Raw genomic sequence first — 26,455 nt, forward strand, 5'->3', positions numbered from 1 at the left:
GGAGGCTAGATGTCGGTTCATGTTGTTCAGACTAAAATAAAATCTAATGTATCATATGATGAGCTTTCTTATAGTTTCTCACTATATAAGGATGTTTATGGAAAACGAATTTATGTTTTACCTGATACCGGTATAAAACCATTAACAGCAGACTATAGAACACAAGAACACAAAACTATTGATATAACAGAAGAACAGTCCACAGTTTATATTATGGAGGTCATGCTTTACCGTAAAACGACAACCGGTGATAAACCTGTGTTACTAAGGCCTGCAACATCGATTTATTCATTTGGTAAATTTAATGGTGATAATTCCTCCCGTGAAAATGTTTGTTATTATGAAACATTAAAATCAACTAAAGAACAGCGGGAAGGGGACGGCAATATTGCCCACCATCTTATTACCCGTAAAAAAGATAGTGTATTTGAGTCACCTCAGCATCCTAAAACTGACGAAGTAAACAATCCATTTAAAAAAAGTGATATAGAAGCGGCCTTGAATCAGAGAAAATATGGGTCATCTAATAGGGCGATAGGTAATTTTTATCCCAATCAAAAAAGAACAATGTTATGTGGCCCTGCTGCTTTCACTTATTGTTTGATGATGGATAGATTTGATTTATATCAACAGGCAATATGGGATTTATGGGAAACTGGTAAAACAAGAATTGGCTCATTAGTTATTACAGCTTCCGATGAAGTTAAGAAACCGGTGGATTTGTTTGGACTTGATTATAATGGTATCGAAGAAATTAAAATACCTGCTATTGATTGGATTTTTATGGCTAGTTTAAGAGACTCCTCAAATAATATTATGAATTACAATAAGGTTAGTGATGCAGCATCTGCAATTACAATGTGGGGTGTGATGAGAGAATGGTTTTCCGCTGTTGGTGCAAAAAATACTTTTAGTAACATTAGCCTCTCTCATAGTGATTTAACAGATATTTCTGCTCTTAATGATTTTGTAGACACGGTCAATTATTCTACACATATCGTTGCACTGGTAAGTGCAAAGATGATGGGGGGGGCTGATACTTCATTTAAAGACCATTGGGTAGTATGGGAAAGTGGTTTAGAGACAACAAAAATTACACAAACTGATGTTGAAAAATTACCAAGTGCTCTTGTTTCGAAAAAGACTAGTGTTAATGAAAATGTAATGCTAAAACTATTTACATGGGGTGAAGTGCGAACAAATAGACTTAATAAAGATCTAACATTAGATGATTTTTTAAATTGTTCATTTGGGGGGCTGGTATTTACAAAAATACCATAAATTATTATGGATAAATTTTTAAGAATATTTTCAATACTTGTATTTGCGATTTTTTTGGGTGGTTGTGGAATGATGCTTAATCCTCTTCTTATGAAGCAGGCCGAAGTTGAACCACCTAACTTACCTGAAGGTAAATTAGGGCAACCCTACTATGCTAAACTTAAAATAACGGGTGGTAGCGGTGCTATTGCTTCTTTTAAGGGGGATTCCATACCAGTTGAGTCAGGGTTGGTATTAACGTTGGATGATCCTGAACAACCGCCAGGTAGAGATGATCTGATTATAAAAGGGATTCCTTTAGTCTCTGGTGACGTTATATTTAGAGTGAGTGGGTCGTTATTTGGTAGCACGGATAAAGGTTACTTTGGTAAAGAATATAAAGTAAAAATAGTCGAGTAATATGAGTGTTGATTTTAACGGTGTATTAAGTGAGTTTTTTCTTTAGCATTCGATATAGGTGTGTAAAACGTAATTATTAACTAAATTAAATGCTAAATACCATTATTTAATTAATGCCTGATAAATATTATATTTCCCATGATTGGTGTTTGGTGTGTCTCGAATTTTTCTAAAGGCCGGAGGCTAAGTATTAATAGTGACGAATGTCAGAGGCGGTTAGGGATTGTAGGAGTTGGTAATAAGATTAATATCTAAATTGAAAAGTATATTATTTAAGATAAATCAGCAGGTATCTACAATACAGGCGAATAAAAATGAATACCTCTCTCCCTGCTATTCGGTTTGACCATAGCCACCACAAACTGGTGGTCCGCGACAGCACGGCTCCCGTCGATGTGCTGGGTTTTGAAGGCCACGAAAGCTTAAGTCAGCCGTTCTGTTACGACATTCAATTTACCAGCGCAGACAAGGCGATTGACCCGGCCACGATGCTGATGCAGGACGCGTCACTGACATTGGCGGCCCCGGTGGCCGAAGCCTTTGGCGTGACGGTTCAGCAGACCCAGCGGGTGATCCACGGCGTGGTGACCGGATTTAAACGCCTGTCTGCTTCAAAAGATGAATGCCGTTACGAACTGAGTCTGCAACCGCGTTTGGCTTTGTTGTCGCGCAGCCATCAGAACGGGATTTATCAGGACATGTCGGTGCCGCAGATTGTGGAAAAAATTCTGCGTGAGCGCCATGACATGCGCGGTCAGGATTTTGTCTTCACGCTGGCCCGTGAATATCCGCGCCGCGAGCAGGTGATGCAATACGGCGAAGATGACCTGACCTTTATCAGCCGCCTGCTGGCGGAAGTGGGGATCTGGTTTCGTTTTACCGCTGACCCCAAACTCAATATTGATGTGGTGGAATTTTACGATGACCAACGTTTTTACCCGCCAGGGCTGACGCTACAAGCGGTGCCACCTTCGGGGATGCACGACAGCGGCGTGGAGTCGGTCTGGGACTTGTCCAGTGCTCATCAGGTGGTTGAAAAATCGGTCAGTACCGGCGATTACAACTATCGCACCGCGACTGCCGATATGATGGCCGGGGCAGACATCACTCGGGGTGATACCACCACCTACGGCGAAGCTTATCATTACGCCGATAACTACCTGACCGCAGGCAGCGAAGGGCGTGAGCCGGAAAGTGAAAGTGGGGCATTTTATGCCCGCCTGCGCCATGAACGTTACCTGAACAATCAGGCGCGCTTTTCGGGGGTAGCCAATGCGGCGACACTGGGGCCGGGCCAGGAACTGAAAGTCACCGGAAGCGATGTGCCGGCACAGTTTGGTAAAGGGGTGATAATCACCCGCATCACCAGCTATGCCCGCCGTGACCGCAGCTATGAAGTGCATTTTGAGGCCATCCCTTACTCCGAAGATTATTGCTTCCGTCCAGCACTTATCCGCAAGCCGACCATGGCCGGAACCTTGCCGGCGCGGGTGACCAGCACCACTGCAAACGACACTTATGGTCATATCGACAAAGACGGGCGCTACCGTGTCAATCTGATGTTCGACCGTGACAGTTGGGAGCCGGGTTACGAAAGCTTGTGGGTTCGTCAGGCTCGACCGTATGCGGGTGACACCTACGGCCTGCACCTGCCGCTGCTGGCGGGCACCGAAGTGGCGATTGCGTTTGAGGATGGCAACCCGGACCGGCCGTATATTGCCTCTGTGTTGCACGACTCGGCGCACGGCGACCATGTCACCATCAGTAATTACAAACGCAACGTACTGCGCACTCCGTCGAATAACAAACTGCGCCTTGAGGATGAACGGGGTAAAGAGCACATCAAGCTCAGCACCGAATATGGCGGCAAAAGCCAGTTGAATCTGGGGCATTTGGTCGACCAGGAGAAACAGCCTCGGGGTGAAGGTTTTGAGCTGCGTACCGACAGTTTTGGTGCATTGCGTGCAGAAAAGGGCATTTTTATCAGTGCAGACGGTCAGGCCAAAGCCCAGGGGCAGGTGCTGGAGATGCAACCGGCTATTGGCCTGTTGCAAGGTGCTCAGGAACAGATGGAGGCTATCTCCGCGGATGCACAAACCGCCACTGCCAGTCCGGCCGACCTGCAGGCACAAATCAGTTTGTTGCAGCAAAATCTGAGCGAGCTGAAACAAGCGGTAGTATTGCTGAGCGCCCCCAAAGGCATTGCCCTGAGCAGTGGTGAGCATTTGCAAATATCTGCCAGCGAAAACCTGATAGCCACTGCCGGTAAGAACAGCGACATCAGCGTAGCAAAGAACTTCTTTATTGGTGTGGGAAATACCTTAAGTATCTTCGTCAGAAAACTGGGGATGAAGCTGATAGCCAATCAGGGGCCGATAACAGTTCAGGCGCAGAATGATCTGATGGAGTTATTGGCGCGTAAAGCGATAACGATCACTAGTACCGAGGATGAGATAAAAATCACCGCCAAGAAGAGGATTACGCTAAATGCAGGTGGCAGTTATATCACGCTGGATGAGAATCGGATTGAGTCAGGCACGGCTGGTGAATATATGACCAAGGCAGGACATTACGAGCGTCAGGAAAAGGCGAGTTTAAAATCTATAATACCTGTTTTTCCTATTATTGAACCTGGAGAACATAGTTTACGGTTTGCATTCTATGGTGACGATCATGTTATTGGGTCTATGGGGCATCTTGTCGGGCAGCCTTACAATATCCGTAATAGCGCTGGTGAAGTTATAGCTTCAGGAGTATTGGATCAATCCGGCCGTTTCCCAAGAGTAAAAACTCAAGAAGCGGATGAGTTAACGCTGACTTTAGGTGAGGAAAAATGGACAGTAGAAGAGCTTATAGCGTCAACAGAAGACCCTATCGGTGAGGAGTTTAGCGAACCGGATGAATACGATATAGATAGTGATCCTTATTTCGAGAATATCGCTCAAGAACAACAAAGTAATAGATTGCCTGATACGATAATTAATAAATTTATTGGCTATGTAGAAGAGGATATCTAGTATTGAAAACGTATATTTACAAATTTATTTTGAGTTTTGTATTGATCGTACCTTCCTTACTTATTCATGCTGCATGTTTAAACGAAGGTGATGCGGTAAAGTTATCCGGTAGCTTGAAAAAAGAAGTGTTTTTTGGCCCTCCAGGCTGGGGAGAGGATCCCAAAAATGATAAGAAGCTAACTTACTGGATTTTACATCTTGATAATCCATTAACATGTGTCATAGAGGCAAATGATACTCAAGAAGGATGGGGAAATGATGTCCAACTTATCCTTGAAAACAATGAGTATGAGGATTATCGTCAGTTTCTTGAAAAACAGGTCAGTGTAACCGGCCGTATTTTTCTGGCCCAGACTGGGTACCATATGACACCTGTTCTGTTGGATGATATTTCATCAATTTCGCGAACTAATCAATAGTGGAAAAAATGAAACCAGTTAAATTTATAACGGCTACTAACCATCAGAATAAAAAGACTGTCGAATATGAAGCCGATGATGGTTCAATTTTATTAAAAATTGGTGGGGATCTAAGCTGGCGCTTTAATAATCCAGGAAATCTTATAGCTTCCAAAGATATATCAAAGCAGCCTGGTAGAATTGGCATTGGCACAGTTAATAATCCTAATAAGCATGATTTTGCTATTTTTGCTAGTTACAAGGATGGTGTTAATGCAAAAAAATTATTATTAAAAGGTAAGTATGGGAGTTCTACGATCGATGAAATGATAGCGAAATATGCACCCAAAAGTGATGGGAATGACCCTAAAGGATATGCAGAACATATAATTAATTATAGTGGTGCGTCACGAACACAAAAAATTAGTGACATGGATAATGCTACTTTTGAAAAGGTGATGCAGGCAATTCAGAAAAAAGAGGGTAGTGGAAAAGAAGGGAAAGAAGAATGGATAAAGACAACTAAAATTACCCTATCTGATGGTACAAAACCCGTTGTGGGTTATCCACTGAAAGTGACGCTTGGCACTTGTACCTATGAGTGGTTAACCAATAATTATGGCGAGCTTCCTCTTATTGCGCATCTTAATGATGGGATGAGGATTGAGGTAAAGTCGAGTAGCCCATCAGGTAAAGAAGAGGTTATTTATGCAGCTACAGGACTCGAGTCAAAGAGAATAGTACTGAAAAAAAAATCAGCTCAATATACTGCTCATACTTTACCTAAACAGCCAAAGAAACCCAGAGAAAAAAGCAAGCCTAAACCTATTGAGTATATTGTTGAGTCAAAAGATACTCTATCAAAAATTGCAAATCGTTTTAATGTAAGTATTTCCGATATTTCCAAGAATAATAATATAAAAAATATTAATAAAATATACCCAGGTAAAGTGCTAATTATATATGGCAATGCTGATAAAGGTATTGACTTAAGCGAGCAACAGCCTTGGGAAGAAAAGGGGACGTCGTTCCCAGTACCTCCATATCCTTCAAAAAAAGATATCGAACTAAAGAGGACTCCTAAATCAGAAGTTAAGCCAAAAGTAGAAACGCAATCCAAACCAGAAGCTAAACCCAAACTAGAAGCTAAACCCAAACCAGTTGCCCAGAAGTCACAAAAACTTGCTACGGTAGGTGGAAAAAATAGTGGGAATGGGCAGGCACACATACCTTTACTCCAGAACGAAGCTCCTTGGATGGTAGTTGCAGTTAAAGAAGCTGAAAAATGGGGGGGGGTTGATGAGTCTGTCATAGGTGATAATTTCCATAAATTATTAAGTGCTAATACGAAAAGAACATTATCTAATACGCCATGGTGCGCTTCATTTGTAAATTATTGTTTTTATTCAACTAATTATAAAACTTCACATAATTACGCAGGATCAAACTCTTTTGCAGATAAGGATGTGAATTTTAAAAAAATAAAAAAATCTGTTTTTGGTTGTTTAATGATTTGGCAAAAATCGGGTAATGGTCATGTTGCTTTTGTTTATGGGAAAGATAGTGTGACCGATCAAATTATTGTATTAGGTGGTAACCAGGATGATTCTATAAATTTCATGCTTGAATCTGACACAACAAAGAATTTTGTTGGCTACTATGTTCCTGCCATTTACAACCCAGACTTTGAAAAGAAGTTAGATGAGTATGATATTGTTGAGTTAAACAAAGAGTTTGGTATAGCCTATGCCAGAAAATCCAAAGGTAAAGTTAAAAAACCAGTTAAGGATCGTTAATGATATGAAATCATTCAAACTAATAATGTTTTTTTTTATTTTATTATCTAGTTTTTCTGGATATTCAGGTGAACGCGGATATTTTGTTTTTGTATGGGGAGATGATATAAGTAAAAAAACGTTTATCGAATATCGTGAAAATAGTAATGAGTATATAAAAAATAAAGAATGTTGGGCTAAAAGATATGGGAACGGGATATCAATAGCCTATGTTAATTTAGTTCCAAATGGAATTAATATAGAGTTAGTGAACCGAGCATTGTCTGGAGATGCGAGTTCTATTTCCCAAATACAATATATACTTAAAAACTATAGAGATGACCAGATAACGCATGGTTTTGATGGTATGCTTATTATGAAAGAAAAAAATAACATGATGAGTGTTTTATCCATGCCATCATATGGAAGTTTAAATAAAGTTCAACAGGAATATAAGGCTAATATAAATATAAATAAATACGAATTCATAGATAAACTATTATGTGAATCACTTTCACCATTTGATCGTCACTTTATCCCATGATTATTTTACTTATTTAACTACATAAGGGAGTCAATGTAAGGTGTAGATCTTTTGGGTGTGATAAGTAAACTATAATGAAGGGGGGATGTTGAGTTGTATTTTATTTTTAAGTATATTACCATGCTCTTTTTCTAGTGCGCATATAGAACTGAGTTGTAAACTCGGCTCATTTGGGTGCAACACCATTAAAGGATTATTAATATCAAAAAATAGATGAAAAGCAGGTGGGAATTTATTCAAATGATAACTTAATTACTTATTTTAAAGCAAATGATGTTAGTGAGACTTTTGTTTGTTAGGACTTGCCACATCAAAAGATAAATCTAAAGTCATTGAAGAACTATTGATAACATATGATGCTCAGGATTGTGCTTCAAATAATAAAATATTTCAATGTGCTAAGTTTAGAGTTATTGATCTTAATGACTCGTTGGTAATATCTGATTCATTTTATCCTCCAGTATTAAATTCTATATTAATGCACGTTTCATGGGGAACAGATAAATCTACTATGAGTTTCGATGATAAATCTGAATTCACATATCAAAATGGGCGCGTGACCATGACAAATGGTGGTGTGATGGCCCAACAGGAAAAAATAAATCAATCTAAAGGGAAGTGACTGATCAGTACCCTAATATAAACCTTGGTTAATATATGACAAGTATGGGTTAAATCATCTAACTAGCTGCGTGTTATCACACTGCATACGCGAAACACCAGTCTAATTACGTCATGACAGAATGCTTTCCTCTTCGTTATTTAATATTCGAGTCCTCTTATGCCCGTAAAATTAACCACCATTCCCGGCCCATCATTACGTCCTTCGCCGCCCAAGCCATTACGTTGGCTGATTGTATTGCTGGGTCTTACTGCGGCAGGAATATTACTGATGCGTTTTCTGGGGAAAGTGCTGGGCAATACCGAATTCTGGTGGCTTGCCATCGGTATCCCGGTGGTTTTCTGGCTGGTTCTCATGGGGTTTCGTCTGGCGATTTATCTGATACAGCAGATCCAGGCAAACGCCTGGGATAGACGGCGCGAGCAGGTCATATTGCAGGAAGTTCGCCGTGGGCGTCGGGCGTTACAAATTCTGGCGGCTGAATGCAGTACGGCGCATGACTCTGACCTGCAATTTACCGAGATAGTTGATGCGTTACTGCGTAATGACAATAAAATTATTCCTCAGACTGCCTGGAATAGAGAAAGCAGTGTTCGGCACAGTCGGTTACCGGTCACTGAAGGCCTGTCCCCAGAGGCACACCTCCTTACCGTGTTTTCTGCTCTGCTGGAAAACTTGGCTGACCCCCTGTCCCTGCTTCCCTCCGACAATACGGTCGCTATTCTGTTGGAGTCTTCTTCATCAGTGCCCAGACCTCGGGTGCAGGCGCTCTGGCAGCAAGCCTGGCAGGAGAGCGATATTTGTCAGCCTACTACGTTGTTATCAGGCGTCGGGTTGAGTGTTATCGACCACTGGCTTGATCACCGTATCAAAGATAATGCGCTGTTGTTGGTTGTCGCCGTGCAGATAGCCCCTGAACAGCCCGAAATGACAGGAGAGGCAGTGGTGGGGTTGCTATTTGCCAACCGCCTGACGCAGAAAGTGCTTACCCCATTGGCGCTGTTACACCGCCCGGAATCCACCCCCCCACAGCAGGAGACATTGCAGGCGGGGGTGTTACAGGCGGCTGACTGGGTGCCATTACCGCCGAATGTCATACAACATCTCTGGTTGGCGGGGTTATTTGCAAAGAGTGAGGGATATCGCAGTGCCATCGGTGTTCAGGGTAAAGCACCGCTGGCCCGCATCACACCCGGCCCGGATGTCCATAATTTTAATGAATTCTTAGGATATCCAGGATGTGCTGCTCCCTGGCTGGCGATAGCTGCCGCCGCGCAGGCCATCGGTCATTCCGCGGTACCACATATGATCCTCAGTTGTGAACAAGGCAGTGACACTGTCTGGAGTACTGTTGTATCCCCTTATGCTTCCCGCAAGGAGAATGAAACGTGAAGCGCATTGCCTTACCGATTAAAAAGCCAGAAGTCTGGTTCTGGATTGTTGCCCTGTTATTTTTGCTGGCGGGTGCCGTGTTGTGCTGGCTGGTCTGGCAACATCCAGAACGGGTGGGATTAATTCAGGGAACACCGCAACGTGATCGCTGGCTGACGGGACTAATGGTGGGAACAGGGATACTGGCCTTGTGTGCATTACTATCGTATGTCGGAACCCGGTTATCTGGCAGAAAGCACTTTGATGAGATACGGCAGCGGGCACAGGGCGATGATGTGCCGTTGCTGAAAGAAAACGCGAAGGTGGGAGATATTCAGCAGGGCGAACCGTCCCGTCTGAAAACCCGTCTGCGCCGCCGTTACGGTCTGTTCTGGCGCTACAAAGTCCGGCTGCTGATGGTGGTGGGTGAACCTGACGAAATCGCCGCATTGGCACCGCAACTGGCGGAACAGGGCTGGTTGGAAGGGCAGCGTACGGTGCTTATTCACGGTGATAGCGTGCAAAGTCCAGCCGATGAAACCGGGCTGAGTGAGTGGCGTAAACTGCGCCGTGGCCGCCCGTTTGATGGCATTGTTTGGGCGATAACCGCCGCGCAAAGTAGTCATCCACAGTGGATGGACAACGGCCTGCGAACCCTGGAAAAAATGGGTGCCACCTTGCGTTATCAACCACCGGTGTATCTGTGGCAGGTCTGCGACAGCGAGTGGGCTCAGGATACGCGGGTGGAGCAGCCAGTCGGGGTGGTGTTCCCGGCGAAAGCCACGCCAGAGGCGGTTGAGCTTCAACTGCGCGCTCTGTTGCCGCAGTTACGTGAGCAGGGGATGCAGCAGCTTTCTGTCGAACCGCACCATGATTTCTTGTTGCGCCTGGCGCAGTCGCTGGAGCAGGGCGATGCCACCCACTGGCGGCAGCGTCTGACACCGTGGTTTACCGAGTATGCGACGCGTATTCCCCTGCGTGGGTTGATGTTCAGTTTGCCGGCGGTATCAACATCGGCGGCGCGTGTGCACGAGAAAAACTGGACTGCATCTGACCGCTGGCAGGGGGTACTGGATGACTGTCGTTCTGCCCGTGGACGCCGTGTCGGGCTGCCGTGGGAGCAGACATTGTGCTACAGCTTGCTGGCACTGATAGTGCTGTGGGGCGTGGGCAGTGTGGTGTCATTTGCGGTCAACCGTCACCAAATGGTCTCTGCCGCGCAGCAGGCACAGCAACTGGCGCAGTCGCAAGCGGTCTCTGACCAGCAACTCATGGCCCTACAAGCCCTGCGCAATGATATCGGGCGCTTACAATCTCGCGTGGCGCAGGGGGCACCTTGGTATCAGCGCTTTGGCCTGGATCATAATGCGCCGCTGCTTGAGGTCCTGATGCCGTGGTATGGCCAGGCCAACAACCGCATTCTTAGGGATGCCACCGCGCAAAGCCTGCATCAGAAACTCAGTGAACTGGCGGAACTGCCGGCTAACAGCCCGCAACGTGCGGCACTGGCAAAAACAGGCTATGACCAGTTAAAGGCCTATTTGATGATGTCACGCCCGGAAAAAGCCGATGCTGCATTTTATGCACAGGTGATGCAGACCACCGAGCCTGCGCGTGCCGGTGTGTCTCCTGGTCTGTGGCAGAGTCTGGCCCCAGACTTATGGCAATTTTATGCGCAAAATCTGCCTGCTCAGCCGGACTGGAAAATTAAACCGGATACCGGGTTGGTAAGCCAGGTACGGCAGGTCTTGCTGGGGCAGATTGGTCAGCGCAATGCAGAAAGTACGCTGTATGAAAACATGCTGCTATCGGTGCGTCGCAACTATGCCGACATGACGCTGACGGACATGACCGGCGACACTGATGCTCAGCGTCTGTTCCAGACCTCGGAATCTGTGCCCGGTATGTTTACCCGCAAGGCCTGGGATGAGCAAATTCAGCAGGCAATAGATAAAACGGTGGCCTCCCGTCGCGAAGAAATTGACTGGGTATTGAGTGATAACCGCCGTGCGATATCAGAAGATATTTCACCGGAAGCGTTGAAAAAGCGGCTGACGGAACGTTATTTCACCGATTTTGCTGGGAGTTGGCTGAGTTTTCTCAACAGTTTGCACTGGAATGAGGCGCATAACTTGTCGGATGTGATTGACCAACTGACGCTGATGAGTGATGTACGCCAGTCGCCGCTGATTGCGCTGATGAACACGCTGGCGTGGCAAGGACAGACTGGGCAGCAGAATCAGGCGTTATCGGATTCTCTGGTGAAGTCCGCCAAGGCGCTGATGCATAAAGATCAGACCCCGGCCATTGACCAGAGTGCCGATGGGCCAGTAGGCCCGCTGGACGAGACCTTTGGCCCGCTGTTGGCATTGATGGGCAAAGGTGATGCACAAAACAGGATGTCGTCCGACAGCTCGCTGAGCCTGCAAACGTTACTCACCCGCGTGACTAGGGTACGGCTTAAGCTCCAGCAAGTGGTTAATGCCTCGAACCCACAAGAGATGACTCAGGTACTGGCCCAGACCGTTTTCCAAGGGAAAAGTGTCGACCTGACGGACACGCAGGAGTACGGCAGCCTGATTGCCGCCAGTCTGGGAGAGGAATGGAGCAGTTTTGGGCAGACGATGTTTGTTCAGCCGCTGACGCAGGCGTGGGAGACCGTGTTGCAACCTTCGTCGGCCAGCCTTAACGACCAGTGGAAAAACGCGGTGGTGGCCAATTGGAAATCAGCCTTTGACGGGCGTTACCCGTTTGCCGCCAGTAAAAGCGATGCTTCACTGCCGATGCTGGCCGAATTTATTCGTAAGGATAGCGGGCGTATCGACAGCTTCCTGACCCGTGAGCTGGGTGGCGTGCTGCATAAAGAAGGGACACGCTGGGTTCCGAGTAAAGTGAACAGCCAGGGGCTGACGTTTAACCCGGACTTTCTGGCGGCCATTAATCAACTGAGTCAAGTCTCCGATATTCTGTTCACTGACGGCAGTCAGGGGCTGCGCTTTGAGCTACTGGCACGTCCGGTTCCGAATGTGGTGGAAACCAATTTAGCGATTGATGGACAGAAATTGCATTATTTCAACCAGATGGAAAGTTGGCAGAGTTTCCGCTGGCCGGGTGATACCTACAAACCCGGTACGCTATTGACCTGGACTGGCGTGAATTCCGGGGCCCGTTTATACGGTGATTATCAGGGGACATGGGGATTGATCCGCTGGCTGGAACAGGCAAAACAGAAAAAGCTGGATGAAGGGCGTTATCAACTGACCTTCACCACCATGGATAACCAATCACTGCAATGGATATTACGCACCGAGCTGGGCAAAGGCCCATTAGGTCTGCTGCAACTGCGTAACTTCACCCTGCCTGCGCAAATTTTTCTGATACAGAACGCCCCTCCAGCGGCATCTGATCGGACCGATGATGAGGATATGGCAGAGGATTAATCTCTTTTGTCACCCCCTGATATTGACCAACAGGAGCCATGATGGCGACGTTAAATACCCTGATCACTGCCTGTGCCGCGGCCCCTGATTCACTGTTATTAAAGGCAGAACAACAGGTTACACTTTGGGAGCGCTGGTTGCAGCCGGTGACGACTGACCAGCACAGCGGAGAAGACCTCAGTTACAATGACGACTTCCAGCAGATGCGTGAAGAGGTCAATAAACTCTCAGGTGCTGATACCACGTTAGCCAGCGAGCTGGCAGAAAAACTGTTAACCCTGCATGGCAAAGATGTGCGGGTGGCAACCTATTACATTTGGGCGCGTTTACACCGTGATGGCGAGGCTGGGCTGGCGGATGGACTGGCACTGCTGGCCGGGCTTATCAGCCGTTTTGGTGAAACCCTGCATCCGTTGCGCGCAGCCAGTCGGAAAACTGCGCTGGAATGGCTATCGAGTTCTCGCGTGCTGGACAGTTTGTCGCTCTATCCTGAAGTGGATAATGCGGATTTTGAACGCATCGTTGGCGCACTGGCGTTAATCGAACAGAGCCTTAGCTGCTGGGATGACGCATCCCGTCCGCAGTTTGGTGGATTGTATCTTGCCTTGGAACATCGTCTGGCGCAGTCCGGTGGACCGAATGCGGTGGTGCCACAAAACAGCAGCGGGTCATCATCGGCAGGGAGTCAGGGCCAGACTGCTATGGTTTCACCGGAGTTGCGGCCAGTCCAGTCGGGGCGTGACCTGCTCGACCAGGCTAAAACGTTAGCAAAATACCTGCGTAACCAGCCGCAAGGATGGCTCTCTGGGCATCATCTTATCAAGAGCGTGCGCTGGGATACGGTACACCAGTCACCGCCGTTGGATGTGAGTGGACGAACCAGACTGGTACCGCCGCGCCCGGAATATCGCGCGCTGCTCAAGCGTCTTTATCTGCAACAAAACTGGCTGGAGTTGTTGGAACAGGCGGAATCGATATTTGCCGAAGGGGTCAACCATTTCTGGCTCGATGTGCAGTGGTATCTGCATCAGGCACTCAGTAAAGCGGGAGCCCCATTCGATGGCTGGGCAGCTTGTATCACCCAGGATTTACGTCTGTTACTGACCCGGCTACCAGGGCTGGAAGGGCTATGCTGGAGTGACGGCACGCCGTTTGCTGATGAGGTGACGCTGGGGTGGATAAACCAGCAGGTGCTGGAGTCGGTGTCGGGCTGGGGCAGCGAGCCTGCTGCCGTGGTGTCATCCGGTGAAGATGGCATTCTGTTGCTGGAGCCAGAAGCTCTGGCTCAGGCGGACAGTGAAGGGATTGAAGCCGCACTTAACTGGTTGCAATCCCGTCCGGGTATTACCACTGCCCGCCATCAGTGGCTGCTGCGTTTGGTGATGGCCCGCGTGGCGGAGCAGTACGGCAAGAACGATATGGCACTGCATCTGTTGAGTGACCTTGATAGCAGCGGCGCATTGCTAACCTTGCCGCAGTGGGAGCCGGGGCTGGCGTTTGAAGTCAAAGCCCGAAGTCTGAAGCTGCTGCGGATGAAAGCACAACGCAGCGACAGTGACAAAACCCGCCTGCATGTCGAAATGGAAAGCCTGCTCAGTGGGCTTATTGCCCTTGACCCGGCCCGTGCGGCCGTATTATGCGGATAACCGAAAAGGAATAGACAATGGCAAAAGGTTATTACCTTGGTGTTGGGGATCAAACAACCTGTGGTGGCGTGATCATCGAAGGTGATGCCACACATATCCTGATGGGCAAAGCCGTGGCCCGTGAGCAAGATAGAGTAACCTGCGGCAAGCATCCGGGAACTTATATCATTGTTGGCCATATTCCCGGTGATTCTATTCATGGCCGTAAGTTTGCTGGCACCTTGAATAGTCAAAGCAATTGCCCGTGCAAGGCGTGGTTTATTCCTTCGTTGGTGAACGATACGTATGAGTTTTCTTCTATGATAACGGGAGGATCAAATGAGCAACAAACTCAAACTTCAGGCACTCAGCAGGATAAGAAAAAACCAGAACCGCTAATCCCTCCTGTTCGAATCTTTGAAACAAAGAGAAAAATGGATGACTATGCGGCAAAGGATATGCGATATGGCGATATGACTGAGGAGGTACTGAAGAAAAAGTTTCATCTTACAGATGTCTCTTCACGAGTTAACCCTTATACGGCAGTTAACCGCCAGGCCAGTGCTAAAATACTGTTTGATGAGTTTCGTGATTTGTCAGATGCATTTTCGTTTTACGGAGAATATAAGGGCGTGATACGTAATATGATCACGCATATGGAGAAAAACACAGGTAAACCGTACAGTGATCCATTGTTGGATAAAGCTCTAACAGAACAGATATTGAATGATAAGTCGGAGTCAAGTTCTTTAGTTTTAATAGAGAGGGTATTAAGTGATAATATTGATTGGGGAGAGCAGCTCTACCCCTTAATTGATAAAGAAAAACTTTACGAATCAATAGCTTTAAACTCTTCCTTACCTAAGTTTAATGACTACATTGATAGAATAAATGGCTTAGTAATTACTGTTCATGATACATGGTCAACACATATTACATTGCAGTCATTAAAGATAACAGGGAATACCTACACCGCCACAATAAAATATCGAGTGCAAGATCACTTTGGATTAGATAACGATGATATTTCCAACCCTATATATCGGCAGTTTCGTATATTTAGGATCTGGTTTGTTCTCCAGCGCGGAGAAATGTATAGCTACCGCCCGTTTATTACAGAAATGAATACAGTAGTAACGATAGAGGGACGTAAACCATGATCGGAAAGAAAGGAAGGATTATCCTTGCAGCAGTAGTTATTTTCTTTGTATATATTGTATTTTATGTTTTTCAACCTGTTAAAATAATCGATGGACATATCAGAAGCAGTGGTTTTAGTGTGTTAATTGTGAAAAACTCTCCTTTAACTGATAAAGGTAAAATTTCATGGTGGAAAAAAAATGAATTATTTATAAAAGAAACGTATTCTATTCCTAAACCAGATAGTGATGGAACATTTACAGTTGTAGTATTAGATGTTGGTGATGGTTATAAAATAGATAGTGGGACTGATGAAGATTCTGATTTACTCTGCTTTGATGATATGAAAACCGAAAAAAACTGTATTGAAAAAAACTGGGTTATGGATATAGAACACTTAAAAAATGGAAGTACACGGTTTAATATTAATAAAAGTAGTTATATACAGTTAAGTGATGGTGAAAATATAAAAAAACTAGAAAATAAATAATCGCCATGATAATAAATGATGTATTTTAATCAGGTTGGTACTTCAACTATAGTTACTGCCCATTTATTACAGAAGTGAACGAAGTGGTAACGATAGAGGAGAAGCTTTAATTATGAAATTCGCATGGAAAATGCTCTTGGGGGTTTTTTCTGCTGGCATATTATTTTCCGGCTGGTGGCTCTTGCAGTCAACACAAATTGTTGATACTCACAAAAGTGAAAACTGGAGTTACGTACTGGTTAAAAACTTCCCCATCACTGATAAAGGGAGAATAGAATGGTGGGAAAAAAACGCAACCAACTTGAAGTTAAAATATAAAATACCCGTAATAAACCCTGAGGATGGGGGGGTTAATATCATCATCTGGAATATAGGGGAAGGATATAAACAAGAAGTACCAAAGCAGGATTGGATGGCCCCAAGCGTAGATACATCTTATCTTATATGCTTCGATGATATGGAAGATAATAATAATTGCATAGAGAAAGATAGTCTGCTTTCTATATCTCGCCACAGAGATTCTCGGAATCAAGATAAAATGGTAACAGACTTCTCAATTGATAATAATACGTACAGACAATATGATGAAAACAAGGAAGTCATAAAAATAGACAATAATGAAGATGCTATTTATTATTGATATTTACATGTGCTCGCAGGTATGAAGAGTATTTCATTTTTTCGATATATAAATCCCTATCCTTTTAGCTGATTCAGCTTGGGGATTAGTTAGATGAAGATGGTAGGGCATTATCTGGTTTGGTTGAAAAATAAGGTGAAACTTCGGTTGGTAAATTTATGTAGGATTAATATCTTTATATAGTTAAGGATATCTCATTATTGACTACATGATTTTTGCCAATTATTAATAATGGCAATTAATACCACAATTACCCTAGCATTATTGAATATAAAATTAAACCGAACTTATTAGCTTCTATTTTATTGGTTTCATAGAGAATCTTATGGACGATTTAACCCTGCGTTATTTTGACGCCGAAATGCGCTACCTGCGTGAAGCGGGCGAAGAGTTTGCTCGTGCGCACCCTGATCGGGCTGCCGGATTAAATCTGGATAAAGCCGGGGCGCGTGACCCCTATGTGGAACGTCTGTTTGAAGGCTTTGCCTTTCTGATGGGCCGACTGCGGGAGAAATTGGATGATGACCTGCCGGAGCTGACTGAAGGGTTGGTCAGTCTGCTGTGGCCGCACTACCTGCGCACCATTCCGTCGCTTGCCATTGTGGAGTTCACCCCACAATGGCAAGGGATGAAAGAGCGCATGGGGGTGAGCAAAGGTTTTGAAGTGCTTTCCCGCCCCATTGGCGAGCGTGAAACCCGTTGTCGCTACACCACCACGCAGGATATGGACTTGCTCCCGCTGACACTACGCCGTGCCGAATTGGACAGCGAACCCGATGGCCGATCGGTTATCCGGCTGCGCTTTGATTGCAGCGCACTGGCCGACTGGAGCCGTATCAACCTGAGCCGCCTGCCGCTCTATTTTGATGCCGATGCGCCACTGGCTTGCGCCCTGCATGAGGCGCTGACCCTGAATACCGCCAAACTCTGTATCCGTCTGCCGGGGCAGGCTGATCGCCAGCCGCTGGACTGCTATTTTGCCCCGCTGGGGTTCGGTGAGAAGGATACCTTGTGGCCGAAGGCAGACAGCGCGTTCAGTGGTTATCAGCTCCTGCTGGAGTATTTCACCTTCCGCGAAAAGTTTATGTTTGTTGCGTTGAAGGGGTTGGAGGGGGTCGAACTACCAGCGGAACTGCCCTGGTTTGAGATTGATGTGGTGCTGGAAAAACGCTGGGAACATGATTTTTCATTCTCCGAAAAGAATCTGCGCCTGCATTGTGTGCCGGTGATTAACCTGTTCCCGCTGGAATCTGACCCGTTGTCGCTATCTTCATTACAGACTGAATATCAGCTGCGCCCGATGCGCATTCAGGACGGCTATACCGAAATTTATTCGGTAGATTCAGTGATTTCTTCCCGCCATAGTGGGCATCAGGTCTATGTCCCTTTCACCAGTTTCCGCCACAAGGGCGGAATGTTGCGGCATGATGCGCCTGAGTATTACTACCATACGCGGGTCAAACGCGGGCCTTCGGGGTTACACGATACCTGGTTGGTGCTGGGGGGTGAGGCGTTTGATAACCACAGCGTACCGGATAATGAAAACTTGTCACTGAGCCTGACCGGCACCAATGGGCAGTTACCGCGTAAAGCGCTACAAAGCACGGTACTGGATACTGTGGTGAAGTCTACCGGTGCCCAGGTTCGGGTGCGTAATCTGTCGGCGCCTTCGTTGCCGTGCTATCCGCCCAACCGTGACCGTTTTCATTGGCGGGTACTGAGCCATCTGGGCAGCAGTTTTTTGTGGATGATGGATAACGCTGAAGTGCTGCGCGGCACGCTGGCGCTGTATGACTGGACGGACAACGAAATGAACCGACGTCGACTGGAGGCTATCGCCGAGGTTAAACATAGCGAGATTGAACGCTTTGAGCGGGGCTATCTGTTGCGCGGGGTGCACATTGAAATCACTCTCGACAGCAACGGCTTTACCGGTACCGGGGATATTTGTCTGTTCGGGGAAATGCTCAGTCGCTTCTTTTCCCTGTATACCGATATTCATCTGTTTAATCGTCTGACTCTGATACTGCAACCGACAGGAGAACGTTTGGAATGGGAAGAGAATCACACGACCCGCATTCCCGGCTGATCACTCGGCTTAAGCGGGATATCGGACAGATCAATTTTTACCGCTTCTGTCAGTTGCTGGAGCAACAACCGGGAACCTTGCCGCTGGGGAGTACCAATAACCCAGCGGATGATCCGGTGCGCTTTCGTCCGCATCCGGGCATGGGTTTCCCGGTCAGTGAGCTGAAGGCGCTGGAAACTGATCCGGCGCAGCCTGATGCCCCGCTGACGGCGCGCACCACCTTTATGGGGTTGTACGGTGTAGATTCGCCTCTGCCGACGGCCTATATCGACGATATCACCCAGCAGCGGGAAGGGCATGAGGCGCTGGAAGGGTTCCTCGATATTTTCAACCATCGTTTTATGACGCAGTTTTATCGCATTTGGCGCAAATATTCCTATCCGGCCACTTTTGAGTCGGGCGGCAAAGATAGCACCTCCCAAAGCCTGTTGGGGCTGATTGGCATGGGTATTCCAGGTTCGCAGCAGCATTTTGCCACCCCGACATCACGCTTTCTGGCCCTGCTGGGGGTGATGCGTCAACCGGGGCGAACTGCCGAAGGGGTACAGGCACTGGTCCGACTGCTGGCCCCCTTTACGCAGGCTGATGTGACGCCCCATTGCCTGCGTACGGTTCGTCTGACCTCACAGATGACATTTGCCGACGAAGGGGGCAACTGGCTGGACGGTTACACCGTACTGGGCGATGAGGCCATCGATGCCAACAGTCAGTTACTGATTTCTCTGCAGACGGCAGACCGCGACGAGGCCGGTGACTGGTTACCGGATGGCCCGCTGTATACCGATTTTCTGGTGCTGTTGCGGGTGTATCTGGGCTGGCGCTATCGAGCCTGTATTCAACTGACTGTCGCAACACGGTTGCTGCCGGCGTTGGTGTTGGATGAGACCCCGGTAAGATTGGGACTGACCGGGGTGCTGGGGCTGGATGACGATACGCTGTCAGACGATATACCTGAATACTATACCGTGGAGCTGGGACACTACAGTGGACTGACTCCACAGAAATACCAAGAAGGAAACCGACGTGTTAGCTATTACTTCGAAAAATAAAATCTGTACTTCGAAAAATAAAACTTGGGCCGCCTGGAAAAATAAAATCTGCATCTCAGCATTGGTTTTATTGCTCAGTGGCTGTGGGCTGACGCAAGCAGTGACTGATGGCACCGTATCGGCCACAAAATCACTGTTTTATAAGCAGATAAAGGTACTGCATTTAGATTTTACCGCCCGTGAAGCTCTGAATACCGATGAGCACGAAGCGAACTCGTCATCGGAGCCGGTGATGGTGCGGGTTTATCAGTTACGTGATGATAAAACCTTCTTAAAAACGGTGTATCAACAACTGGCGAGCGACGGGGAGGCGGCACTTAAAGATGACCTGCTGGCCAGCCGCAGCGTGATAGTGAAACCGGGCGGTGCGGTAACATTGGATATGCCGATGGAAAAAGATACCCGGTTTGTGGCGGTGGTAGCGCTGTTCCGCCATCCAGATATGGCCAAAGACCACTGGCGTCTGATTCTGACGCTGGACGACCTGCATCCCGATAAGCCTCGGACCCTTGAATTGGGTAATAACAGCCTGACATTGCGGGCGGAGACAAAGTAATGCCGGACGCCTCCTCGCCGTCACTGTATGAGCAATTGCTGGGCAATTTCACTGGCGGGCTTGAACTACATCAGGTCAGTGAAGCTAACCAGGTCATTCTCTCGGTGCTCGACAATATGCAGCGCATTCTCAACTGCCGCGCCGGTACACTCAGTCATCTGCCCGATTATGGTCTGCCGGATATGAGCGAGATCCTACAGGGATTGCCGGGCAGTGCGCACGCGCTGCTGACTACGCTCTCAGCCACGTTGCTAAAATATGAGCCACGGTTGAAAAGTATCAACGTGCTGCTACTGCCACAATCCGCTCCTGGCCATCTGGAGTATGCCATTGAGGCGGAACTGAAAGGGCTAGGACTGGTGCGTTACGGCACGGCATTTATGCCGGAAGGCCGGGTGCTGATACGTCATCTTAAACAACAACATTATCTCAATCCGGGTGAGTCATCTTAACGCCTATTCAGGGAAGACAAACACATGATATCGAATACTGAGCGCACGGTTAAAACCGGCGGTGACCCCCGCCATTTTGCTGAATTTAGTGCCTTACGTGACGAAATCGGCAAATTACATCATCCAGCTCGCCCGGATGTTGACTGGGGGCGGGTCGAGCAGCTTTGTTTGGCGCTGTTTCGCCAGAACGGGGTTGAGTTGCAGACCACGGTAGATTTTACCTTGGCACGTACGCACATTGCCGGTCTTGCCGGGTTGTGTGAAGGGTTGGAGCTGTTGGCGGGCTTGCTGTCTCATCAGTGGAGTGCATTATGGCCGCCGCAAACACATGCCCGGGTGGCGTTATTGGCCTGGTTGAGTGACCGGTTGCAGCAAGTTTGGCGCACCATGACGTTATGCTACGGTGACCTGGCTCAGGTGTACCGGGCAGAGCGTGCGTTGGAACAGTTGTGCACGCAGTTGCAAACGCTAGAGCTCAAACATCTGAGTAAATTGGATGGGGTGCGCCTGATGTTGCATAACGCAGCACTACGTCTGGAGAGCGCCGAGGCCGCCGCTGATACGCCAGACCGATTAAGTATTCCGGTACGGCATGCCGGTGTCTCTGAACCACAACGACAGCCACAACCGACATTCTCGTCGGCTGCGGTCAGCGAACCACTGGTTTATCTTGTCAACGAACCGGCCCCGGCGCGTGTTGAGGTGGAGTTGTCGCCGCCTTTGCCGCCCCCACCACGTTGGAAAGCGGGGCAGGGGTTTGTCGCCGGGCTATCGCTGATGGCCGTTTTGATGGTGGGCAGTTTCTTTATCTGGCAGTCGCTGTCATCTAATCCATTGCGCGAGGCATTGCTGACCAGCGTCGCGCCATTACCTGCGCCACTGGCAGCCAAATCAATCGATGAACTGAGAAAACAAACCTCAGATGCTGAGTTGGTACGATTGGCTGGCCCGGTATTGCAAGGCAGTGGCACACAGTTGGAACAACTGACACAGTTACCGCCGTTATGGGCACAAATGCGGGGGGATGGGGTGTTATCACAAGCGCAGCAACTGTGGCCCGCCAGTCAAGAAGTCAACCGACTGAGTGCATTATGGCAACAACAACGAGAAGCCGGTGCTGCGCCATTGGTGGAGTTGAAACACTATGCATTGGCACAAGAGCGTTTGCGGCAACTGGCAGAGCGACTGAATGGATTGGATGAAAAGAAGGGACGCTATATGACGGTTTCGGAGCTGAAAACGGTGGTGTTTGCGATACAACAGCCGCTGGCAAAAACCTTACCGCTGGAAGAGTTGTTGCGTCAGTATCAGGTACAGTCCGAGTCAGGGCAGACTCCGTCATCGGCACTGCGCCAACAGATTGACAGTCGGTTTAGTCAACTGCTGAACCGCTATGCGTTGCTGGCGTTACCCAATATGGAACAGCACCCGTAGCTGAGACCGCCGTTATCCCTATAGCAACTTAGGGGTAACGGTGTAATAAATCTGCTACCTGACAAAGTTAGGGTTTTCATCAGATGATTTGAATAATTTTATACATTCAAATCAATTAATCTTGGCATTCATACAGATAAAGACACATATTTGGCAATGGTATTTGTGAAGGCAGAGGATGTCACGGCGGCACCCCTGCTACAAGCGCGTCATGTGATGAAAAGTTGCCCAAAATGAATAAACAAAAAAAGTATGAAATAGCCCCATTGAAAGATAGCAGTGAGAGCCTGCAAGGTATTGAAATCAGTGCGGAGAAAAGTGAGTGAACGCGAACGCCACGGTCCCATCTTCCCGACATGTATTTCACTATGCCCCGTTTCGAAACTTGTTTTTTGCCCGCCTCCTCACGGTATTAGGTAATGGAATCGCACCGATTGCACTGGCTTTCGCGGTGTTGGATATCGGCGGTTCCGCAGCAGATTTAGGTCTGGTGGTAGCTGCACGTTCTGTTTTCAATGTTGCCTTCTTATTGATTGGTGGAGTACTTGCGGATCGTTACTCGCGAAGTAAGGTTCTGCTGTCTTCATCTGTTATTGCCGCCTTATCTCAAGGGATTGTTGCCTGGTTGGTGCTGGATGGAACAGCCACAATTATGTGGTTAGCGGTCCTTGGGACGATTAACGGCGCGGCAGCGGGTATTGCCCTTCCTGCTTCTTCAGCAATGGTTCCACAAACAGTACCAGCACGTAACCTCAGGGAAGCAAACGCTTTTATCCAGTTGGGCATCTATGGCGGGACGGTAATTGGTGCCTCATTGGGCGGGGTTCTGACGGCTGCCATTGGGCCTGGCTGGGGATTGGCCGTCGATGCTTTGGGGTTTGCCGCTTCAGCACCGCTTTATCTCTTGATTCGCACTGCCTCGGCACAGCTCCTCGCATCGAAAACCAATATCTTGCAGGATCTACGGGATGGCTGGCAGGAGTTTATTGCTCGTGCGTGGGTGTGGACTATTGTTGCCCAGTTCACTATTGTTAATGCCGCTTTTAGCGGCGTAGTGATGATCCTTGGCCCGATAGTGGCTGATGCTTCATTTGGGCGTGCCAGTTGGGGGATTATTGTTGCCGCACAAAGTATTGGCCTGATTGCCGGTTCTTTTATTGCACTCCGCTGGCGGCCACGACGCGATCTGTTTATTGGTGTCCTTCTGGTTGCACTTTGTGCAGTCCCTATCACTCTCCTTAGTATGGTGTCTTCGACTGCCATCCTTATGGGGGCATTTTTTATTGCCGGCGTCGGTTTTGGGCAATTCGGTGTTGTGTGGGCACATTCTCTACAAACCCATATTCCACCCGAGAAACTCGCGCGTGTTTATGCCTATGATGCGATGGGGTCATTTGTGGCAATTCCTATCGGGGAACTTGCTGCGGGGCCTCTCGCTATGCATTATGGCAGCCGGGCCGTTTTGCTGGCTTCAGCCGTTGCTGTCGTGATAGCGACTATCGCCGCTAGCCTGACGCCGGCAATTAGGCGACTAAATAATGCCGCTCAGGTGAAGCAGCATATTTAGAGGCTTTGCCGCAGTTCATCAGGCGGCAAAGCTTATCCAGTGATACTGTTGGCGCTTAGCTACAATATCACTGGGGGATTACGGCTTACAGTGCTCAGCGATGATGCGAATATCTTTTGGTGTGGTACGACAGCAACCGCCAATCAGTCGTGCTCCCAGGCGCTGCCATTCCCCAACCAGATCAATCAGGTGGTTGTGTCCGCCACCACAGGCATGCCAGGTTTTGCTTACAGCATCGTAATGTTCCCCTGAGTTTGGATACACCAACAGTGGCTTGTCAGCCAATGCAGCAAACTGCTGTAGCGCCGGGGTCACGTTTTCCAGCGCAATGCAGTTTATGCCGATGGCCAGTACTTGCTGATTGCCGCGCAGTAGCGCCAGAACTTCGGTCAGGGGGGTACCGTCACTCAGGTGTTGGCTGTCGCGTAGCGTGAATGCGAACCAGCCACCCAAAGTAGGGAATTGTTGCAGTAGTGTTAGTAACGCTTGCAACTCATCGAACGATGGCAGTGTTTCACAGGCCAGCAGGTCAACCCCAGCCTCAGCCAGTGCCGCGATACGTGGCCGGTGGAAGGCGATCATCTCATCCTGTGGCAGCCGGTAATCGCCTCGATACTCAGATCCATCTGCGAGATAAGCGCCGTATGGGCCAACGGAACCGGCAATCAGCAGCGGCTCAGCTTGCGGGTGCTGATTCAAAAAGTCGTTGCGTGCCTGCTGTGCCAACTGAACGCTTTTGGCAATGAGTTCCAACGATTGTTGCTGGTCGAGGCCACGGCGCAGGAAACCCTGTGGGGTCGCCTGGTAACTGGCGGTGATGGCACATTGTGCCCCTGCGTTAAAATAGTCCAAGTGAACCTGATAAATTAGTTCAGGATTCTCAATTAGCACCTTAGCGGACCACAGCGGATCACTAAGAGAGCAACCTCGCGCCTCCAGTTCAGTGGCTAATGCGCCATCCAAAATCAATGTGCGATCAGCGCTTAAGAGCGCAGAGATAGGGTTGTTAACCGGCATGACTCTCTCCCAATGGTTGGTTTTTCCCGGCACGATGGGTCAGGTAATAGGTGATATAGCACAAGGCAACAAAGGGTAGCCCGCAGTATAGGGCGATACGTTGCTCAGGATCGAAGGCCAGACCGATACAGGCTAACAGGCACAGGCTGAAGCCTGCGATCGGCGTCAGCGGGTAACCCGGCGCGCGGTACTTCAGTCCCTCGATTGGCAGCCCACTGCGTAGGTAGTTGCGGCGAAAAACGTAGTGGGCTGCGCAGATACTCAGCCAGACTGCGACGACGGCAAAACCAGAAATCGCTGATAGTGCGACAAACACCGTATCTGGCGCGATAACACTGGTCAACAGTGCCAACAAGCCGCCGAGCATGCTAAAGATCAGCGCATTAATAGGAATGCCGCGTTTATTGATGTGGGAAAAATAAGCAGGCAGTGTTCGCTGATTGGCCAATGACCACAGCATGCGGCCAGAGGCGTAAAGACCAGAGTTAGCGGCTGACAGGATGGCAGTCAGGATCACGAAATTGAAGATATCGGCGGCATAGGGTACACCGATACGTTCAAATACCAGTACAAACGGGCTTTTGACAACCTCGGCCTGATCCATCGGGATCAACGCAGCCAGAATAAATACCGTACCGATAAAGAAAACACTCAGGCGGATCACTGTGGTGCGGATTGCCCACGGAATCGCTTTTTCTGGTTTCTCTGTTTCGCCCGCAGCGATACCGATTAACTCGGTGCCGGAGAAAGCGAAATTGACCGCCACCATGGTCATCAGGATCGGTAAGGTGCCGTTTGGCAGCCAGTCAGATTGGGTCAGATTGTGCAGGAAGGGGGCAGGTGTGCCGTCCTTCATCGGTAATAGGCCGAACATCGCCGCACCGCCCAAAATGATAAACGCCAAAATGGTGACGACCTTGATCAGTGAGAACCAGAATTCGCTTTCGGCAAAGAAGCGGGTAGTGACCACATTGAGCAGAAAAATAGCCAGACAAAAGATAAGGCACCATAACCACACCGGTGATTGAGGGAACCAATACTGCATACAGAACCCAGCGGCGGTCAGACTGGAACCGAGGGCTACTGTCCAGGTCAGCCAGTATAACCAGGCAACGGTATAGCCAGTGGCTGGGCCAAGATAGCGGGAAGCATACACGTGAAAAGCCCCGGTTTCTGGCATTGCTACCGACAGTTCACCCAGGCAGAGCATTACCAGATAGACCACCACAGCACCTATCATATAGGCCAACAGTGTGCCGAGGGCACCCGTGGTGGATATTATATAGCCGGTGTTGAAGAATAAGCCGGTGCCAATCACGCCCCCGAGAGAGAGCATCACCAGATGCCGAGCCTTCATTGTACGTTTGAACTGCCCTTCGACGGGAACAGGTGAGTGCATGATATTTTATCCGTTTAGACGTCTATATCTCTAAATGGCTGTTAGTTATACCGGCAATACCTTATGAAATCAATGCTAGATCAACAGTTATCACTTAAGAAGAGCATGGCGCGAGGGGGGAGGGGATTTAGCGCGTTAGAGGTGCGTGGT

General features: G+C 48.2%; 21 protein-coding genes. 19 read left to right on the forward strand and 2 right to left on the reverse strand.

All coding sequences use genetic code 11. The features are described 5' to 3' along the window. Nucleotides 1-9: 9 nt before the first annotated feature. From V1953_RS03220 to V1953_RS03310, 19 genes are all read left to right on the forward strand, one after another. The gene (locus V1953_RS03220) at nt 10-1,281 is read left to right on the forward strand and encodes a hypothetical protein (protein ID WP_442850643.1); all 1,272 of its coding nucleotides are present in this window, start codon (nt 10-12) and stop codon (nt 1,279-1,281) included. 3 nt (nt 1,282-1,284) lie between these two features. Further along, a complete protein-coding gene (locus V1953_RS03225) occupies nt 1,285-1,680 on the forward strand; it encodes a hypothetical protein (RefSeq protein ID WP_442851296.1) in 396 nt (131 codons plus the stop codon). Nucleotides 1,681-1,994: 314 nt separating this feature from the next. Next, entirely contained in the window at nt 1,995-4,697 is a 2,703-nt protein-coding gene (gene vgrG, locus V1953_RS03230) for a type VI secretion system tip protein VgrG (RefSeq protein WP_442850644.1), read from the forward strand. 2 nt (nt 4,698-4,699) lie between these two features. Continuing rightward, nucleotides 4,700-5,116: a DUF4431 domain-containing protein gene (locus V1953_RS03235; protein ID WP_442847547.1), complete on the forward strand. Its 417-nt coding sequence runs from the start codon at nt 4,700-4,702 to the stop codon at nt 5,114-5,116. A gap of 8 nt (nt 5,117-5,124) precedes the next feature. Next, nucleotides 5,125-6,891, forward strand: coding sequence for a TIGR02594 family protein (locus V1953_RS03240; RefSeq protein WP_442847548.1), 1,767 nt, complete (start codon nt 5,125-5,127; stop codon nt 6,889-6,891). Between the two features lie 4 nt (nt 6,892-6,895). After that, entirely contained in the window at nt 6,896-7,414 is a 519-nt protein-coding gene (locus V1953_RS03245) for a hypothetical protein (protein WP_442847549.1), read from the forward strand. 292 nt (nt 7,415-7,706) lie between these two features. Next, on the forward strand, nt 7,707-8,036 hold the full coding sequence (locus V1953_RS03250; protein WP_442847550.1) for a hypothetical protein: 330 nt from the start codon (nt 7,707-7,709) through the stop codon (nt 8,034-8,036). 159 nt (nt 8,037-8,195) lie between these two features. Then, nucleotides 8,196-9,428, forward strand: coding sequence for a hypothetical protein (locus V1953_RS03255; RefSeq protein WP_442850645.1), 1,233 nt, complete (start codon nt 8,196-8,198; stop codon nt 9,426-9,428). Further along, nucleotides 9,425-12,847: an ImcF-related family protein gene (locus tag V1953_RS03260; protein ID WP_442847552.1), complete on the forward strand. Its 3,423-nt coding sequence runs from the start codon at nt 9,425-9,427 to the stop codon at nt 12,845-12,847. The genes V1953_RS03255 and V1953_RS03260 overlap by 4 nt, the downstream gene beginning before the upstream one ends. 41 nt (nt 12,848-12,888) lie before the next feature. Continuing rightward, nucleotides 12,889-14,493, forward strand: a complete 1,605-nt coding sequence (gene tssA, locus V1953_RS03265; protein ID WP_442847553.1) for a type VI secretion system protein TssA — start codon at nt 12,889-12,891, stop codon at nt 14,491-14,493. A 17-nt stretch (nt 14,494-14,510) separates the two neighbouring features. Next, nucleotides 14,511-15,632, forward strand: coding sequence for a PAAR domain-containing protein (locus V1953_RS03270; protein WP_442850646.1), 1,122 nt, complete (start codon nt 14,511-14,513; stop codon nt 15,630-15,632). Continuing rightward, nucleotides 15,629-16,102, forward strand: coding sequence for a DUF943 family protein (locus V1953_RS03275; RefSeq protein WP_442850647.1), 474 nt, complete (start codon nt 15,629-15,631; stop codon nt 16,100-16,102). The genes V1953_RS03270 and V1953_RS03275 overlap by 4 nt, the downstream gene beginning before the upstream one ends. Before the next feature lie 112 nt (nt 16,103-16,214). Further along, nucleotides 16,215-16,742 (forward strand): DUF943 family protein, encoded by a 528-nt coding sequence (locus V1953_RS03280; RefSeq protein ID WP_442850648.1) that lies wholly within the window; start codon nt 16,215-16,217, stop codon nt 16,740-16,742. A gap of 325 nt (nt 16,743-17,067) precedes the next feature. Next, nucleotides 17,068-18,831, forward strand: a complete 1,764-nt coding sequence (gene tssF / locus V1953_RS03285; protein ID WP_442850649.1) for a type VI secretion system baseplate subunit TssF — start codon at nt 17,068-17,070, stop codon at nt 18,829-18,831. Next, nucleotides 18,795-19,880: a type VI secretion system baseplate subunit TssG gene (gene tssG, locus V1953_RS03290; protein WP_372569611.1), complete on the forward strand. Its 1,086-nt coding sequence runs from the start codon at nt 18,795-18,797 to the stop codon at nt 19,878-19,880. Before tssF ends, tssG begins: the two co-directional genes overlap by 37 nt. Next, entirely contained in the window at nt 19,855-20,436 is a 582-nt protein-coding gene (gene tssJ / locus V1953_RS03295; RefSeq protein ID WP_083162589.1) for a type VI secretion system lipoprotein TssJ, read from the forward strand. Before tssG ends, tssJ begins: the two co-directional genes overlap by 26 nt. Beyond that, nucleotides 20,436-20,888 (forward strand): type VI secretion system baseplate subunit TssE, encoded by a 453-nt coding sequence (gene tssE / locus V1953_RS03300; RefSeq protein WP_083162591.1) that lies wholly within the window; start codon nt 20,436-20,438, stop codon nt 20,886-20,888. The genes tssJ and tssE overlap by 1 nt, the downstream gene beginning before the upstream one ends. A 24-nt stretch (nt 20,889-20,912) precedes the next feature. Then, nucleotides 20,913-22,322: a VasL domain-containing protein gene (locus V1953_RS03305; RefSeq protein ID WP_442850650.1), complete on the forward strand. Its 1,410-nt coding sequence runs from the start codon at nt 20,913-20,915 to the stop codon at nt 22,320-22,322. A 322-nt stretch (nt 22,323-22,644) separates the two neighbouring features. Further along, nucleotides 22,645-23,889: an MFS transporter gene (locus tag V1953_RS03310; protein ID WP_372569609.1), complete on the forward strand. Its 1,245-nt coding sequence runs from the start codon at nt 22,645-22,647 to the stop codon at nt 23,887-23,889. Between the two features lie 78 nt (nt 23,890-23,967). Here V1953_RS03310 and mmuM read toward each other — a convergent pair whose 3' ends face one another. Both mmuM and mmuP read right to left on the reverse strand, forming a co-directional pair. Then, a complete protein-coding gene (gene mmuM / locus V1953_RS03315) occupies nt 23,968-24,906 on the reverse strand; it encodes a homocysteine S-methyltransferase (RefSeq protein WP_083162597.1) in 939 nt (312 codons plus the stop codon). Continuing rightward, the gene (mmuP, locus tag V1953_RS03320; RefSeq protein ID WP_083162599.1) at nt 24,896-26,305 is read right to left on the reverse strand and encodes an S-methylmethionine permease; all 1,410 of its coding nucleotides are present in this window, start codon (nt 26,303-26,305) and stop codon (nt 24,896-24,898) included. The genes mmuM and mmuP overlap by 11 nt, the downstream gene beginning before the upstream one ends. Nucleotides 26,306-26,455 lie beyond the last annotated feature (150 nt).

The organism is Yersinia sp. 2541 StPb PI (genome assembly GCF_052217145.1).
Classification (GTDB): Bacteria; Pseudomonadota; Gammaproteobacteria; order Enterobacterales; family Enterobacteriaceae; genus Yersinia; species Yersinia enterocolitica_E.

Bases quoted from the DNA above. Each gene is read 5' to 3' on its own strand.
- mmuP (WP_083162599.1), bottom strand. From the start codon at position 26,305: ATGCACTCACCTGTTCCCGTCGAAGGGCAGTTCAAACGTACAATGAAG.
- V1953_RS03305 (WP_442850650.1), top strand. From the start codon at position 20,913: ATGATATCGAATACTGAGCGCACGGTTAAAACCGGCGGTGACCCCCGC.
- tssA (WP_442847553.1), top strand. From the start codon at position 12,889: ATGGCGACGTTAAATACCCTGATCACTGCCTGTGCCGCGGCCCCTGAT.
- V1953_RS03280 (WP_442850648.1), top strand. From the start codon at position 16,215: ATGAAATTCGCATGGAAAATGCTCTTGGGGGTTTTTTCTGCTGGCATA.
- tssF (WP_442850649.1), top strand. From the start codon at position 17,068: ATGGACGATTTAACCCTGCGTTATTTTGACGCCGAAATGCGCTACCTG.
- tssE (WP_083162591.1), top strand. From the start codon at position 20,436: ATGCCGGACGCCTCCTCGCCGTCACTGTATGAGCAATTGCTGGGCAAT.
- V1953_RS03240 (WP_442847548.1), top strand. From the start codon at position 5,125: ATGAAACCAGTTAAATTTATAACGGCTACTAACCATCAGAATAAAAAG.
- V1953_RS03255 (WP_442850645.1), top strand. From the start codon at position 8,196: ATGCCCGTAAAATTAACCACCATTCCCGGCCCATCATTACGTCCTTCG.
- V1953_RS03270 (WP_442850646.1), top strand. From the start codon at position 14,511: ATGGCAAAAGGTTATTACCTTGGTGTTGGGGATCAAACAACCTGTGGT.
- vgrG (WP_442850644.1), top strand. From the start codon at position 1,995: ATGAATACCTCTCTCCCTGCTATTCGGTTTGACCATAGCCACCACAAA.
- V1953_RS03275 (WP_442850647.1), top strand. From the start codon at position 15,629: ATGATCGGAAAGAAAGGAAGGATTATCCTTGCAGCAGTAGTTATTTTC.
- tssG (WP_372569611.1), top strand. From the start codon at position 18,795: ATGGGAAGAGAATCACACGACCCGCATTCCCGGCTGATCACTCGGCTT.
- V1953_RS03245 (WP_442847549.1), top strand. From the start codon at position 6,896: ATGAAATCATTCAAACTAATAATGTTTTTTTTTATTTTATTATCTAGT.
- mmuM (WP_083162597.1), bottom strand. From the start codon at position 24,906: ATGCCGGTTAACAACCCTATCTCTGCGCTCTTAAGCGCTGATCGCACA.
- V1953_RS03220 (WP_442850643.1), top strand. From the start codon at position 10: ATGTCGGTTCATGTTGTTCAGACTAAAATAAAATCTAATGTATCATAT.